Below are 14,687 nucleotides of genomic sequence, written 5' to 3' on the forward strand. Positions count from 1 at the left end.
GTCCGCCAGTCTGGGGATGTGGACGGGGAACGGCTCTTCTGCGACACCGCGCTCGCCGCGCGCATCGAGCGCGCCGAAGTGCGGTTGATCGCCGAAAGCAGTGACGCCGCCCGAGCGCGGCGCGGGGACTCGGTCGGGTTCGCGCGTCCGCTCGCCGGCGGCGTCGCGAGTTTCGCGGAAGCGGAATCGCCGTTCACCAAGATCGCCGGACTCGGCTTCGACGGCCTGCCCGACGAGCTGGACGACGTCGAGCAGGCCTTCGCCGCGCTCGGCGCGCCGGTGCAGGTGGAGCTTTCGCAGCTCGCCGATCCCGCCGTGGGCGCGTTCCTCACCCGGCGCGGCTACCACCTGGAGTCGTTCGAGAACGTGCTCGGGCGGCGGGTCGGCGAGGCGGCCGCCCCCGACGGCGTGCGGCTCGCCCGCGACGACGAACTCGACCACTGGCTGGCCGAGGTCGCCGACGCGTTCGCCGTTGCCGACACCGAGGGCGTGCCGTCGCACGAGGACTTCCCGCGGCAGACCGTGCTCGACGCCATGCGGGACATGGCCGGGGTGCGGCGCTACCTCGCGGAGCGCGACGGCGAGTTCGCGGGCGGCGCGAGTTTCCGCGTCACCGACGGGATCGCGCAGTTCACCGGCGCCGCGACCGTGCCGCGGTTCCGGCGCCGCGGGGTGCAGACGGCGTTGCTGCGGGCGCGGCTCGCGGCGGCCGCCGAGGCGGGGTGCGAGGTCGCCGTCGTCACGACGCAGCCGGGGTCGAAGTCGCAGCAGAACGCGCAGCGGCAGGGGTTCGACCTGCTCTACGCGCGGGCGATCCTGGTGAAGGGCGTCTCCTCGACGAGCTCTTCGGGCGCCGAGAGCCGCCACGCCTCGTAGAGCAGTTCGGCCAGCTCGTCGGCGTCGATCTTGGCGAGGTACACGACGACCCAGCCGAAGCCGCCGGCGGTGAACTGGACCTCGAAGACGTCCGGCCGCTCCGCGACCAGCGCGAGCTGTTCGGAGATCTCCTGCTTGAGACCGACGGTCCGGGTGCGTGGCCAGAGGTAGCCGAACCGCTTGCCGCGCACGCTGAACGAAGAGTAGTCGCGTGCCTCCGACCGCTGGACCTCCACCAGCCGGCCGAGCAGCAGTTCGAGTTTCCGGACCGTGACCGTCACCTGTCGCTCCCCCTGTCTCCGGCGACCACCGTAGCGCGCCGGTACCGTGCGGGACATGAGCGATCCGCGTGACGTCGTGGTCAAGCGGGGGCACGCCCCCGGCGCGACCGCCGCGGAGGCGGCCGGTCTGCGGTGGCTCGCCTCGGCGGGCACGGTTCCGGTGCCGGTCGTCCGCAGCCAGGACGAAGACACGCTGGTCATCGACCGCGTTCCCTCCGGTCGTCCGTCGGCCCCGGCGGCGGAGCGCTTCGGCCGCGGCCTGGCGGGCCTGCACGCGGCCGGGGCGCCGGCGTTCGGCTCACCTCCGCCGGACGGGGCCGCCGACGCGTGGATCGGGCGCGCGCCGATGGCGAACGTCCCGGCCGACGACTGGGCGTCGTGGTACGCCTCGGACCGCGTGCTGCCGTACGTCCGCCGGGCCGTCGACGCGGGGACGTTCGACCCGGCGGAGGCGGCGCTGTTCGAGCGCGCCTGCGCCCGGATCCCGGCGTCGGCCGAGCCGCCCGCGCGGCTGCACGGCGACCTGTGGACCGGCAACGTCCTGTGGGACGGCCGCGAGGCGTGGCTGATCGACCCGGCCGCGCACGGCGGGCACCGCGAGACGGACCTGGCGATGCTGCACCTGTTCGGCTGCCCGCACCTCGACCGCATCCTGGCCGCGTACGACGAGGCCGCACCCCTGGCCGACGGCTGGCGCGACCGGATCGGGCTGCACCAGCTGTTCCCGCTGCTGGTCCACACGGTCCTGTTCGGACAGTCCTACGCCGGCCAGGCGCTCGCGGCGGCGCGCTCGTTCTAGCAGTGCTGCAACATCGTTTCGAGAGCCGTCTTCTCCGGGACGGTGATCGTCAGGCCGTAGTTGCTCTTGACCACGATCCAGTCCGTGGCGTAGGTGCACCAGTACGAGACGAGCGGCGGTTTCCACTGGTCGGGGGCCTTGTCGCTCTTCTGCTCGTTGAGGTTGTCGGTGACCGCGTGCAGCTGCGGGCGGGTCAGGTCGTTCGCGAACTGCTCGCGGCGCTCCTGCGTCCACTTCTTCGCGCCGCTGATCCAGGCCTGCCCGAGCGGCACCATGTGGTCGATGTCCACATCGGACGCCTTGTGCCAGGTCGCGCCGTCGTACGCGCTGACCCAGGTGCCGGACTTCGGGGCGCAGTCGGCGTTCGTGGTGACGTCCTTGCCGTCGCGCTTGAGGACCTCTTCGCGGGTGTCGCAGGCGCCGTCGACCTTGTCCCAGTGCGGGAACTTGTCGCGGCTGTAGCCGTCCATGGTGCCGCGCACGGCGATCTGGAGCTTCGCCAGCTGGGCCCGCGCCTCGCTGGGCGCGATCGGCGGAGCCTGCTGCGTGCCGCCGGGCTGGCTCCCGGCCGCCAGGTCGTTCGGCACTTTGCAGCCGGTGAGGGAGGCGCCGGTCAGGACTGCGAGCAGAAGGAGCACTCGGGTGCGCGGCATCGTGAACCCCTTTCACGTCTGCCGGGAGTGCCCAAGCGACGACGCGGGGAAACGGTGCAGATGGCGTAGTTGGCGCGATCTTTACGAGCCGTGGAAGACCTGCGCGACGAAAACCGCGGCGACGATCCCCGCGGTGACGAGCAGGGTGAGCACGACGAGCAGCCCCCACGGCACGAGCCGAATGGGCCGTTGCCGCGGGAAGACGGCCTGGCTGCGCTGGACCGGGATCCGCAGGGCGGGCCGAGCCTCGGCCGCGGGCAGCGGCGATCGGGCGTGGATGCGCGCGGGGAAGCCGTCGGCGAGCAGGGCGGATCGGGGCGGCGCGAGGTGGGCGAGGGAGAGGGCGTAGCAGGCGTCGAGGACGTCGTCGGCCGACCAGACGGTCCGCCAGCGGTTGTGCTGTCCGATGATGCGGCGAAGGCCGCGCGGATCGGCGAGGACGACGGCCACGCCGGGGATGGACTCGGGGACGCGCGGGTGGGGAAGGGTCTCTGGTCCGGTCGGCTCGGCTGCCTGAAGGTCCAGTTCGGGGCCCGGCGCGGACTCGGGTGAAATCGGGTCGCCCGCCCAGCGAGGCTCCGGCAGCCCAGCTGCCAGCTCTTCGCTCCCACCCAACCCGGGCGCCCCGGCATCCCCTGCCTCCGCCGCACGACCGCTCGCATCCGGCGCATCCGGCCCGGCCGCGAACCGATGCGACTCCTCCGCCGGCTCGGCCAGCCGCCCACCTCGGTCCGACTCCGCGACCGGCGGCACGACCGCCACCAGCCCCGTCACGTACCGGCCGCCGTAGTGCGCGGCCAATGCCCCCTTCGCCGCCGCCACCCCGGCGCCGGCTCGCTCCTCCGGGCCCGGCGACGCCTCCGCTCCCGGCTCGTGCGCCGCGATCACCACCACCCCCGACCGGGTGAACACCAGCGCGTCCACCACCCGGGGGCCTCCGCGGCTCGGGACCGTGATCCCCGCCAGCGCCAACCCCGTCAGGTGGTCCGGGCCCGGGCCCCACGAACGCAGCAACCCGACGAGGTGCTCCGCCGCGGCGGGCAGGCGACGCTCGTCACCGGTGCGCTGGAAGGCCACGAGCACCGCCGGTCACTCCTCCCACGAGTAGAGCTCCCTCGACGGTAAGAGCGGACCGGCCCCGACCCCAGCAGCCGAACGAGTGATCGAACACCACCGTGCGTGACCGAGGCATGCTGGACCCGCATCCACACCGCACGAGGGAGACCCCGATGCCCCCAGCCGCCTACCAGGGCCGCGCGCTCGACGTCGACCAGGACTTCTACCGGCGGCTCGCCGGGTACGACGGCCGGGAGCTCGTCGACGCCTTCGAGGTCCCCATCCGCTCCGGTCGCGCCTGGCGCGTGCCCGCGGGCCACCTCTGCCGCCTCAAGACCGTCGACGGCCCGCAGGTCGGCGACCTCAACCTGTGGAACGCCCACGACCCCCGCGAACGCTTCTGGGCCGCGCGCACCCGCCAGCTCCAGCGCGCCCACGTCAGCACGTTCGACCGGCTCTGGTCGACGCTCCCCTTCCTCCGCCCGCTCGCCACGATCACCGCCGACACGCTCGAGAACTACGGCGAAGACACCGAAGGCGGCCGGGTGCACGACCTGCTCGGCACCCGCTGCGACCCCTACGTCAACCGGATGCTCACCGGCGAGGACTTCGACTTCCACTGCCACTCGAACCTCGTGCGCGCGGTCGCGCCGTTCGGGCTGACCGAGTTCGACGTGCACGACGTCCTGAACGTCTTCCAGTGCACCGGCCTCAACGACGAAGACCGGTACTTCATGAAGGCCTGCCCCGCCCGCCCCGGCGACCACTTCGAGTTCTTCGCCGAGCTGGACCTGCTGTGCGCGCTGTCCACCTGCCCGGGCGGCGACCTGTCCATCCCGCTCTGGGGACCGGACGCCCGCGACCCGATCGACGTCTGCCACCCGATCGGCGTCGAGGTGTTCAAGCCACGTGACGCCCTGCTCGACGGCCGGCGCGAACCGGCGCGCGCGGCCTACCGCGGCCTGCACGGCGTCCGGCTGCCGGAGTGGGGCGCGTAACCCCTTGCGCCACAACGGATTCCGCGAAGACGGTGCACCGCCCTTGCGCCGCGTGTGATGATGGCAGTCCGGGGACACCGATCGGCTCGACGAGGAGTGCGAGTGGACCTGCGGACCGAGATCGCGCAGTCGTGGCGGCGGGCGGAGCTTTCCGGGCTCTCGCCGGCCTCGTCCGTCGAGCGCCTGGACTTCGCCGACGTCGACAGCCGCAGCCGGCTCCTGCGGGCCGCCTCGCCGGTGCTCGACGAGCTGGCCCGGCAGCTGGCCGGCACGCGCTTCTGCGTCGTGCTGGCCGACGACGAGTGCCGGATCGTCGCCCGCCGGTTCAGCGAGCGGTCGGTCGAGGTGGCGCTCGAGACCATCAGCGCGGTGCCCGGCTGCCAGTTCCTGGAGGAGCGGACCGGGACGAACTCCCTCGCGACGCCGTTCGAGACCCGCCGCGGCGTCTCCGTCGACGGCGACGAGCACTTCCTCGAAGCCATGAAGCAGTTCACCTGCTACGGCCACCCGGTGGTGCACCCGGCGACGCGGCGGCTCGCCGGCGTCCTCGACATCACCGGCCCGGCCGGCGACGCGAACCCGCTGCTCGGGCCGTTCCTGCGGCGCGCGGTCGCCGACATCGAACGGCGGCTGCTCGACGGCGCGAAGCTCGCCGAGCAGCAGCTGCTGGCCGCGTTCCAGTCGGTGCAGCACCGGGCGTGCGCGGTGCTCGCGCTCGGCCAGGACGTCGTGCTCGCGAACACCGCGGCGACCGAGCTGGTCGACACGGCCGACCACCGGCTGCTGCGGGAGCTGGGCCGCACCCGGCGCGGGCTCCGGCGGCTGCTGCTGACGTCGGGCACGCCGGTCGAGGTGCGCGTCGAGGCGGTGTCGGCGAACGCCGGGCTGCTGTTCGAGCTGGCTCCGGTCCGGACGTCGAGCCCGGTCGTGTCCCGTCCACGGGCGGAGCGCGCGCTCTTCCCGGCGCAGGTCGACGAGCGGTTGCGCGGCGCGGGCCGCGCCCGGCGGCGGGTGCTGATCTCCGGCGAGCCGGGCGCGGGCCGGACGACGGCGGCGCGGGTCGTCGCCGGGGACGAGCCGGTGCACGAGTTCGACGCGTCCGACGTCGTCGCGGGCGAGGCGGAGTGGTGCGCGCGGGTGGAGGTGGCGGCGTCGCTGCGCGGTCTGCTCGTGGTCGACGGCGTCCAGCTGCTGCCCCCGCTGGCGGCGGTCCGCCTGGCCCGGCTGCTGGACACGACGACGGCGTGGTTCGCCTTGCTCAGCGGCCCGCCGGCGGAGCTGCGCGGCGAGCAGGCGACCCTGGCGGCGCGCATGCACCGGCGGATCGAGCTGCCCCCGCTGCGCGAGCGCCGCGACGAGATCCCGGCGATCGCCCGCGCGCTGCTGCGCGGCTTCAGCGACACCCTCCGGCTGACCCCGGGCGCGCTGGAGCTGCTGGGTTCCCAGCAGTGGCCGGGGAACCTACGCGAGCTGGCAGGAGTTTTGGCGGGCGCGGCGGACCGCCGTTCGGCGGGCGACCTGACGGCGGAGGACGTGGCACCGGGCTGCGCGGAGACGGCCCCGGGCGGCGCGCTGAGCGGCTGGGAGCAGGCGGAGTACGACGTGATCGTCCGGACGCTGCGGGCGTGCGACGGCAACAAGGTCCGCGCGGCCAAGCAGCTGGGCATCAGCCGCTCGACGCTCTACAACCGGATGCGCGCCCTGCGGGTCCGCTGAGCGCCGGTGTCCGGGATTCGGACACTTCACGGAACCGGCGGCTGCACACAATCGAGGTCACCACCGCCGCACGTGGAGGAGATGGCCGTGAAGACCAAGGCAGCCGTACTGTTCGATGCCGGGAAACCGTTCGAGATCATGGAGCTGGACCTCGACGGCCCGGGCCCCGGCGAGGTGCTCATCAAGTACACCGCCGCCGGCTTGTGCCACTCGGACCTGCACCTGATCGACAACGACCTCGTGCCGCGCTTCCCGATCATCGGCGGCCACGAGGGCGCCGGGATCGTCGAGGAGGTCGGCGCCGGCGTGACCAAGGTGCAGCCGGGCGACCACGTCGTCTGCAGCTTCATCCCGAACTGCGGCACCTGCCGCTACTGCTCGACCGGGCGCCAGAACCTCTGCGACATGGGCGCCACCATCCTCGACGGCCACATGCCGGACGGCACCTTCCGCTTCCACGGCGGCGGGCAGGACTTCGGCGCGATGTGCATGCTCGGCACGTTCTCCGAGCGCGCCACCATCTCGCAGCACTCGGTGGTGAAGGTCGACGACTGGCTGCCGCTGGAGACCGCCGTCCTGGTCGGCTGCGGCGTCCCGACCGGCTGGGCCACCGCCAACTACGCCGGCGGCGTCCGGGCCGGCGACACCACCGTCGTCTACGGCATCGGCGGCATCGGCATCAACGCCGTGCAGGGCGCCAAGCACGCCGGCGCGAAGTACGTCGTCGCGGTCGACCCGATCGAGTTCAAGCGGGAGACCGCGCTCAAGTTCGGCGCCACCCACGCGTTCGCGACCGCGGCCGAAGCCGCCGAGAAGGTCACCGAGCTCACCTGGGGCCAGCTGGCCGACCAGGCGCTGATCACCGTCGGCACGGTCGACGAGGACGTCGTCAGCGAGGCGTTCAACGTCGTCGGCAAGGGCGGCACCGTCGTCATCACCGGCCTCGCCAACCCCGAAAAACTCACCGTGCACGTCTCCGGCGGCGTCCTGACGCTGTTCGAGAAGACGATCAAGGGCACGCTGTTCGGCTCGGCGAACCCGCAGTACGACATCGTCCGGCTGCTGCGCCTCTACGACGCCGGGCAGCTCAAGCTCGACGAGCTGGTGACCCGCAAGTACACCCTCGAGCAGGTGAACGAGGGCTACCAGGACCTGCGCGACGGCAAGAACATCCGCGGCGTCATCGTCCACGGGTGACCCGACGGAGTCCACAGTGGACCTCGACGCGCCGTACCGGCTGAACCCATTGGTTCCCCTCGACGAGCTCGTCCACGAGCGCCGGGAAGGGTGCCTGCTCGACGCTCCGGACGTGGTCCGCTTCGCCCGGGCCCTGGCGATGCACGCGACGGCCCGCGACGCGCTCGACGCCGCGGAACTCGCCGAAACCAGCCGGGCCCGGGTGGTGGCGGCGCTGGAACTGCTCGCCGCCGCCGGGATCATCGTCACGGACCCGTGAACCGGCGGGTGGCCACCCCAACGGCGTGGTGGCCACCCCCGGCTCACGGCCGCGGCGCGTTGCGCAGGTTGGTGCGGGCCAGCTCGACCATCTTGCCGACGCCGCCGTTGAGCACCGTCTTCGTCGCGCCCAAGGCGAACCCGCGCACCATCTCGCCGGTGATGCGCGGCGGGATCGACAGCGCGTTCGGGTCGGTCACCACCTCGACCACCGCCGGGCCCGGGTGGGCGAACGCCCGCTCCAGCGCGCCGCGGACGTCCGCCGGGTCCTCGACGCGGACCGAGAACACCCCGCACGCCGCCGCGATCGCCGCGAAGTTGACCGGCGCGTGGTCGGTGCCGAAGGCCGGGAGGCCGTCGACGAGCATCTCCAGCTTCACCATGCCCAGCGTGGCGTTGTTGAACACCACGACCTTCACCGGGACGTCGTAGGCGGGCAGCGTCAGCAGGTCGCCCATCAGCATCGCGAGCCCGCCGTCGCCCGAGAGGGACACGACCTGGCGGCCCGGCTGGGACAGCTGCGCGCCGATCGCGTGCGGCAGCGCGTTCGCCATGCTGCCGTGCCGGAACGACCCGAGCACGCGGCGGCGGCCGTTCGGCGTCAGGTAGCGCGCCGCCCAGACGTTGCCCATGCCCGTGTCGACGGTGAACACCGCATCGTCGGCGGCGACGTCGTCGAGCACCGAGGCGACGTACTCCGGGTGGATCGGGCGCCGCTGCTCGATCTTCGTCGTGTACGCGCCGACGACCTTCTCCAGCTTCCGCACGTGTTCGCGCAGCATCCGGTCGAGGAACGCGCGGTCGGTGCGGGGGCGCAGCAGCGGGAGCAGCGCCCGCAGCGTCTCGCGCACGTCGCCGTGCACCGCCAGGTCCAGCGGCGTGCGCCGGCCGAGGCGCGAGGCGTCGTGGTCGATTTGGATCGTGCGGGCCTGCGGGAGGAACTTGTCGTACGGGAAGTCCGTGCCCAGCAACACGATCCGGTCGGCCTCGTGCATCGCGTCGTAGCAGGCGCCGTAGCCGAGCAGGCCGCTCATGCCGACGTCGAACGGGTTGTCGAACTGGATCCACTCCTTGCCGCCGAGCGAGTGCCCGACCGGCGCCGCGAGCTTCTCCGCCAGCGCCATGACCTCGTCGTGCGCGCCGCGGACGCCCGCGCCGGCGAACAACATCACCTTCTCGCCCGAGTTCAGCAGGTCCGCCAGCTCCTGGACGGTCTCCGCGGACGGCACCGCGGGCGACGGCGTGACGAGCGGGAGGCGCTCGGTCAGCGGGCCGGTCGCCTTGCGGTCGGCCAGGTCACCCGGGATGGTCAGCACGGCGACGCCGCCCTTGCCGACGGCGGCCTGCGTGGCGATGCGCAGCAGCCGCGGCAGCTGCGCGGGGTCGGCCACGATCTCGCTGAAGTGGCTGCACTCGGCGAAGAGCCGGTCCGGGTGGGTCTCCTGGAAGAAGCCGGTGCCGATCTGGTTCGACGGGATGTGCGACGCGATCGCGAGCACCGGCGCGCCGGAGCGGTGGGCGTCGAACAGGCCGTTGATGAGGTGCAGGTTGCCCGGCCCGCAGCTGCCCGCGCACACGGCGAGCTTGCCGGTGACCTGCGCTTCGGCCGCCGCGGCGAAGGCGGCGGTCTCCTCGTGCCGGACGTGCACCCACTCGATGCCGTCGGTGCGGCGGACCGCGTCGACGATCGGGTTGAGGCTGTCGCCGACGATGCCGTAGATGCGCTCGACACCCGCGTCCCGCAGGGTCCTGACCAGTTGTTCTGCGACGGTTGCCATACGTCCAGCGTGGCCTGTCACGACCGATGCGTCCAATGCCTGATTGGCTGAATATCCATACACTTGAGGCATGGACGTCCAGACGCTGCGCCTGTTCCGCGAGGTCGCCGGCGGCGCCACGGTCACGGAGACCGCCGCGCGGGCGCACCTCACCCAGCCCGCGCTGTCGCGGGCCCTGCGGCGGCTCGAGCACGACGCCGGCGCCGAGCTGTTCCGCCGGTCCGGGCGGGTGCTGCGGCTGACCCCGGCCGGGCACGCGTTCCGCCGCCACGTCGACCTGGTGCTCGACCAGCTGGACCAGGGCCTGCGCGAGGTCGCCGAGATCGTCGACCCCGGTACCGGCGTGGTGCCGCTGGCCTTCCTGCACACGTTCGGCACGTGGCTGGTGCCGTCGGTGCTGAGCGGCTTCCTGCGCGAGCACGCGGGCGCCCGCTTCGAACTGCGGCAGCACGGCGAGGCCGGCCTGGAGGCGGAGCTCCTCGACGGCACCGCGGACCTCGTCATCACCAGCGGCGACCCGGGGCACGCGCAGCTGCACTGGGAACGCCTGCTCGTCGAGCCGCTGCGGCTGGCGGTCCCACCGCACCACCGGCTCGCCGGCCGCCGGCGTGTCCGCCTCGCCGACCTCGCGGACGAGACGTTCATCCTCCTGCGGCCCGGTTACGCCCTGCGCGAGACGACCGAGCGGCTGTGCGCCGAAGCCGGGTTCGCGCCGCGGATCGGGTTCGAGGGCGACGAAGTCGAGACGCTGCGGGGGCTCGTCACCGCCGGGCTCGGCGTGTCCGTGCTGCCGCTGCCGCGCTCCGCGACGTTCCCGGCGCCGCACCTCGCACTGACCGATGTGGACGCTGCCCGCGACATCGGCCTCGCCTGGGCGGCCGGGCGGACTCTGCCGCCGCTCAGCGAAACCTTCCGGCGGTACGTCCTCGCCGCCGGCCTCGACCGTCCACAAGGGACTATGTGAGAACCGCCGTAGGACCAGGCGGTTTTCCCATGGGTGTGACAGGGTGGGGACATGGCCGCGCTGAGATCCTTCCTGACGTCCTGGACCTCCGTCACGCCGGTGCTCGGCCTCGTCGTACTGGCGCTGGCTTGGGGCCGCGACCTCGGCCCGGTGTTCGTGGCGGTCGTCGCGATCGCGCTGGGCGCGACCGTGCTGGCGGCGGTGCACCACGCGGAGGTCGTCGCGCACCGGGTCGGCGAGCCGTTCGGGTCGCTGGTGCTCGCGGTCGCGGTCACCGTCATCGAGGTCGCGCTGATCGTCACGATGATGGTGTCCGGCGGGCCGGAGGCCGGGTCGCTCGCGCGGGACACGGTGTTCGCCGCGGTGATGATCACGACGAACGGGATCGTCGGCATCTCCCTGCTCGTCGGCGCGCGGCGCTACGGCTCGACGCTGTTCAACCCCGAGGGCAGCGGGGCCGCGCTGGCCACGGTCGCGACGCTCGCCTCGCTGAGCCTGGTGCTGCCGACGTTCACCTCCAGCACGCCGGGCCCGGCGTTCTCCCCGGCGCAGCTGACGTTCGCCGCGCTCGCGTCCCTGGTGCTGTACGGCACGTTCGTGCTGACCCAGACCGTGCGCCACCGCGACTTCTTCCTCCCGGTGGCGGCCGACGGCGAGGTCAAGGAGGACGACCACGCGGAACCGCCGTCGAACCGGGCGGCGCTCGGCAGCCTCGCGCTGCTGCTGGTGGCGCTGGTCGCGGTGGTCGGGCTGGCGAAGGTGGAGTCCCCGGCGATCGAGGCGGGTGTGCGCGCGGCCGGGTTCCCGCAGTCGTTCGTCGGCGTGGTGATCGCGTTGCTGGTCCTGCTGCCGGAGACGCTCGCCGCCACGCGCGCGGCCCAGCGCGACCGGATGCAGATCAGCCTCAACCTGGCCTACGGCTCGGCGATCGCGAGCATCGGCCTGACGATCCCGGCGATCGCGCTGGCATCGGTGTGGCTGCCGGTCCAGCTGCTGCTGGGGCTGGGATCGACGCAGATCGTCCTGCTGGCGCTGACGGTGGTGGTGAGCGTGCTGACGGTGGTCCCCGGCCGGGCAACCCGTCTGCAGGGCGGCGTGCACCTGGTGCTGCTGGCCGGGTTCCTGGTGCTGGCCGTCAACCCCTGAGCCGCGCCTCGTCGCGGTACCACCGGAGATGCGCGAACGAGGTGGTGGCGTAACACGCGAGGTCATCCACGCGACCGTTGGGCCATGAACCGCATGATCGCAACGATGGCTGCTTTCGGTGCGATCGCAGTTGCGCTCACCGCCTGCTCCCGCCAGACGCCTGCCGAGCCAGGACCGACCCGAAGTGACCAGACCACCGCGAGTCCCACCACGACCACGTCGGCACCGACGTTCACCATGAAGGGTGCCTTCGATATCCCCGCGAGCGGGGAAGAAACGATCGCTCAGGGCGCAGCCTGCAAGGGAACCGGTACCTACTCGGATGCGGCTGCCGGAACCCCGGTTCGCGTCTACAACGGCAATGGCGACCTAGTCGCCCAGGGCACATTGCCGAACGGGACCTTCCATTCCACTCCCATCGGCAGTGCGTGCGTCTTCTCCCTCACGGTGTCCGCGGTCCCGGACGGGCTGCTGCAGTACGGAGTCCAGATCGGCGAGCACGGCGTCCGGCCCGTGAAGTCGGACGAGATGCACTCCTGGGTGTTCCTCTACGCCGGCTAGGTCACCGAAGGCGGCCAAGCCCACCCGGCTCAGGGGGTCGTCCGGACCTCGATGCCCACCACGCACGTGTCGTCGTCCGTGTCCGCCGTGCTGTACGTCAGCAGCGTGTCCAGCTGGTTCTCCAGCCCCCCGTCGTGCCCCTTCACCAGCGTCACCAACCGGGCCACCGTCTCCTGCACCGGGCGATCCCGCCGCTCGATCAACCCGTCCGTGTAGATCAGCAGGATGTCGCCCTCGTCGAGCTGCAGCTCCTCCTCCTGGTACACCACGTCCCGCACCGCTCCCAGCAGCGACCCGCGGATCAGCGGCAACGTCGTCGCGCCGCCGTCGCGGTGGCGGACGATCGGGGGCAGGTGGCCGGCGCGGGCCCAGCGGAGCTTGCGGTTCGCCGGGTCGTACACCGCCGCCACCGCCGTCGCCGTCACGTGGTCGGTCAGGTGGTAGGCCACCAGGTTCAGCCACGTCAGCAGCTGGGCCGGCCCCGCGCCCGTCGCCGCCAGCCCGCGCAGCGCGTTGCGCAGGCTCACCATGCCGGTCGCCGCGTCGATGCCGTGCCCGGCGACGTCGCCGACGCACAGCAGGACCTCGCCCGTCGGCAACGCCACCGCGTCGTACCAGTCGCCGCCGACCAGGTGCTCCTTCTCGGCCGGCCGGTAGCGGACCGCCGCGCGCAGGCCCGGCATCTCGATCGGGCCCTTGGCCGGCGGCATGATCGCGTGCTGCAGCTGCAACGCGAGCCGGTTGCGCTCGATCGCCTCCTGCTCGGTCTCGGCGAGCCGGTCCCGCGTCGCGGCCAGCGCCACCTCGGTCCAGTGCTGCGCCGAGACATCCTGGTAGGCACCGCGCACCGCGACCAGCTCGCCGCGGCCGTCCACGACCGGCTCGGCCACCACCCGGATGTGCCGGGCGACGCCGTCGGAGCGCTGCAGCCGGAACGCCGTCGACGACGGGCGCCGGTGGTGCAGCACCGCGCGGAGGAACCGGCCGATCGCCTCCGCGTCGTCCTGGTGGGCGTGCGCGGCGAGGTCGTGCAGGGACAGCGGGGTCGCCGTCGGCGGGAGGCCGTACAGCGCGAACAGCTCGGTGTTCCAGGTGATCGCGCCGGTCACGACGTTCTCTTCGAAGCCGCCGATGCGGCCGAGGCGCTGAGCGTGCTGCAGCAGCACGGCGAGCTTCGCCGCGTCGTCCTGGATGCGCAGGATCAGCAGCACGTTGCCGGCGAACCGGGTCAGGCTGACGTCGGTCAGCACGGTCAGCGGCACCTGGTCGACGAGCGTGGTGACGGCCATGCTGTCGGCCCGGAAGGGCTCCCCGGTGGCGTAGACGCGCTGGACCTTATCGAGCAGGCCGCTCTCCTCCGCGGCCAGCGGATAGGTCTCCAGCAGCCGCGTGCCCACGATCCGGCTGCGCGGGCGCCCACCCGGGTCGGCGAACCGGACGTTGGCGTGGTGGATGCGGAAGTCGCTCAGCCGGCCGCCTTCCACGCACGGCGACAGCAGCACCGCCGGGTCGTGCAGGCCGTCGACGAAGTCCACCAGCTCGCCGAGGAAGTCCCCGGACCCGTCGGCGGCCACCGGGGCGACCACGCCGTCCCACGTGTCGAGCGTGTGCGCGCACAGCTCGGCCAGCGCCTCCAGCTGACGCAGCTGCCGCCCGGGTTCCGGCGGCAGGGGGTCCGGCCAGCACATCTCGACGACGCCGATGATCCGGCCGCCGGTGCCGGTGGGCACCGCGACGCGGCCGCCTTCGCCCAGGGTGTGCTGCCCGATCGACGGCAGCCCGCCGCCGGACAGGGTCGGGAACCAGACCGTGTCGCGCTCGATCAGCGCGCTGCGGGCCGGAGTCGCGACACCGGGCGGGACGTACCGCCAGCGCGCGGCTTCCTCGGCGGAGAACCCGGCCGAACCGGCGAGGGTCATCGACCCGTCGGGCCCGGCGAGCCACACCGCGACCGCCGTCGCGCCGAGCGGCCGCAGCGCGTGCTCCAAAATGGACTCCGCGACGCGCTGGGTGTCTCCCGCCGCGAGGACGCCGCTTTCGGCCGTGCGCAGCCGGACGGCGACGGAGTCTTCGCCTTCGGCGCGGGCCAGGAACTCCTGCGTCACCTCGCTGATCCGGTCCTCGGCGGCCTCGCCGACGACGTCCGCGGCGAACTGCAGCGGCGTCATCCCGGCGCGCTCGGCGAGGGTTTCCAGCTGCCGGGCGGCGTCGGACGGCGTGCAGTGCAGGCGTTCCATCAGCACGCCCTTGGCGAGCTCGATCAGCGCGCGGCCGTCGGCGACGGCGTGCGCGTGGTCGACCTCGCCGCGCAGGCGGGCGACGGTGTCGGCGAGCCGGGCCAGGTTGGCGGACACCTCGGCCGGCGGGGCGAGCACCGGGAGCGTCTCTTCGTCGGCGGTCACCC

At 73.0% G+C, this 14,687-nt stretch carries 14 protein-coding genes; 9 read left to right on the top strand and 5 right to left on the bottom strand.

Translation table 11 applies throughout. From position 1 onward, the window contains the following. Nucleotides 1-18: 18 nt before the first annotated feature. A complete protein-coding gene (locus ACZ7OH_RS08180; protein WP_470280200.1) occupies nt 19-876 on the top strand; it encodes a GNAT family N-acetyltransferase in 858 nt (285 codons plus the stop codon). On the opposite strand, the gene ACZ7OH_RS08185 is transcribed toward ACZ7OH_RS08180, so the two are convergent. Beyond that, on the bottom strand, nt 801-1,157 hold the full coding sequence (locus tag ACZ7OH_RS08185) for an MmcQ/YjbR family DNA-binding protein (protein WP_470280201.1): 357 nt from the start codon (nt 1,155-1,157) through the stop codon (nt 801-803). The two genes, ACZ7OH_RS08180 and ACZ7OH_RS08185, sit on opposite strands and share 76 nt — an antisense overlap. Before the next feature lie 55 nt (nt 1,158-1,212). Here ACZ7OH_RS08185 and ACZ7OH_RS08190 point away from each other — a divergent pair, with 55 nt between their 5' ends. After that, nucleotides 1,213-1,956, top strand: coding sequence for a fructosamine kinase family protein (locus tag ACZ7OH_RS08190; RefSeq protein ID WP_470280202.1), 744 nt, complete (start codon nt 1,213-1,215; stop codon nt 1,954-1,956). Here ACZ7OH_RS08190 and ACZ7OH_RS08195 read toward each other — a convergent pair. Together ACZ7OH_RS08195 and ACZ7OH_RS08200 are read right to left on the bottom strand one after the other, a co-directional pair. Next, entirely contained in the window at nt 1,953-2,609 is a 657-nt protein-coding gene (locus ACZ7OH_RS08195; RefSeq protein WP_470280203.1) for an HNH endonuclease family protein, read from the bottom strand. The genes ACZ7OH_RS08190 and ACZ7OH_RS08195 overlap by 4 nt on opposite strands. An 81-nt stretch (nt 2,610-2,690) precedes the next feature. Further along, entirely contained in the window at nt 2,691-3,692 is a 1,002-nt protein-coding gene (locus tag ACZ7OH_RS08200; protein ID WP_470280204.1) for a hypothetical protein, read from the bottom strand. 146 nt (nt 3,693-3,838) lie between these two features. Between ACZ7OH_RS08200 and ACZ7OH_RS08205 the strand changes: the two genes are divergently transcribed. The 4 genes from ACZ7OH_RS08205 (at nt 3,839) to ACZ7OH_RS08220 (ending at nt 7,835) form a co-directional block, all read left to right on the top strand. Further along, nucleotides 3,839-4,663, top strand: coding sequence for an urea carboxylase-associated family protein (locus ACZ7OH_RS08205; protein WP_470280205.1), 825 nt, complete (start codon nt 3,839-3,841; stop codon nt 4,661-4,663). A 102-nt stretch (nt 4,664-4,765) separates the two neighbouring features. Further along, nucleotides 4,766-6,379, top strand: coding sequence for a sigma-54-dependent Fis family transcriptional regulator (locus ACZ7OH_RS08210; RefSeq protein ID WP_470280206.1), 1,614 nt, complete (start codon nt 4,766-4,768; stop codon nt 6,377-6,379). An 87-nt stretch (nt 6,380-6,466) separates the two neighbouring features. Next, entirely contained in the window at nt 6,467-7,576 is a 1,110-nt protein-coding gene (locus ACZ7OH_RS08215; RefSeq protein WP_470280207.1) for an NDMA-dependent alcohol dehydrogenase, read from the top strand. A gap of 16 nt (nt 7,577-7,592) precedes the next feature. Continuing rightward, the gene (locus tag ACZ7OH_RS08220) at nt 7,593-7,835 is read left to right on the top strand and encodes a hypothetical protein (RefSeq protein ID WP_470280208.1); all 243 of its coding nucleotides are present in this window, start codon (nt 7,593-7,595) and stop codon (nt 7,833-7,835) included. Between the two features lie 43 nt (nt 7,836-7,878). Here ACZ7OH_RS08220 and ACZ7OH_RS08225 read toward each other — a convergent pair whose 3' ends face one another. Continuing rightward, nucleotides 7,879-9,612, bottom strand: coding sequence for a pyruvate dehydrogenase (locus ACZ7OH_RS08225; protein ID WP_470280209.1), 1,734 nt, complete (start codon nt 9,610-9,612; stop codon nt 7,879-7,881). A 70-nt stretch (nt 9,613-9,682) separates the two neighbouring features. Between ACZ7OH_RS08225 and ACZ7OH_RS08230 the strand changes: the two genes are divergently transcribed. The 3 genes from ACZ7OH_RS08230 to ACZ7OH_RS08240 all read left to right on the top strand — a co-directional run bounded on the left by ACZ7OH_RS08230 (nt 9,683) and on the right by ACZ7OH_RS08240 (nt 12,283). Beyond that, entirely contained in the window at nt 9,683-10,576 is an 894-nt protein-coding gene (locus ACZ7OH_RS08230) for a LysR family transcriptional regulator (protein WP_470280210.1), read from the top strand. Nucleotides 10,577-10,627: 51 nt separating this feature from the next. Next, nucleotides 10,628-11,722 carry a calcium:cation antiporter gene (locus ACZ7OH_RS08235; protein ID WP_400906616.1) on the top strand — a complete coding sequence of 365 codons (1,095 nt, stop codon included), beginning with the start codon at nt 10,628-10,630 and terminating at the stop codon, nt 11,720-11,722. Nucleotides 11,723-11,806: 84 nt separating this feature from the next. Then, nucleotides 11,807-12,283, top strand: a complete 477-nt coding sequence (locus ACZ7OH_RS08240) for a hypothetical protein (RefSeq protein ID WP_470280211.1) — start codon at nt 11,807-11,809, stop codon at nt 12,281-12,283. A gap of 29 nt (nt 12,284-12,312) precedes the next feature. Here the strand turns inward: ACZ7OH_RS08240 and ACZ7OH_RS08245 are convergent, their stop codons facing one another. Then, a complete protein-coding gene (locus ACZ7OH_RS08245) occupies nt 12,313-14,685 on the bottom strand; it encodes a SpoIIE family protein phosphatase (protein WP_470280212.1) in 2,373 nt (790 codons plus the stop codon). Nucleotides 14,686-14,687 lie beyond the last annotated feature (2 nt).

The organism is Amycolatopsis sp. NPDC114478 (assembly GCF_055633805.1).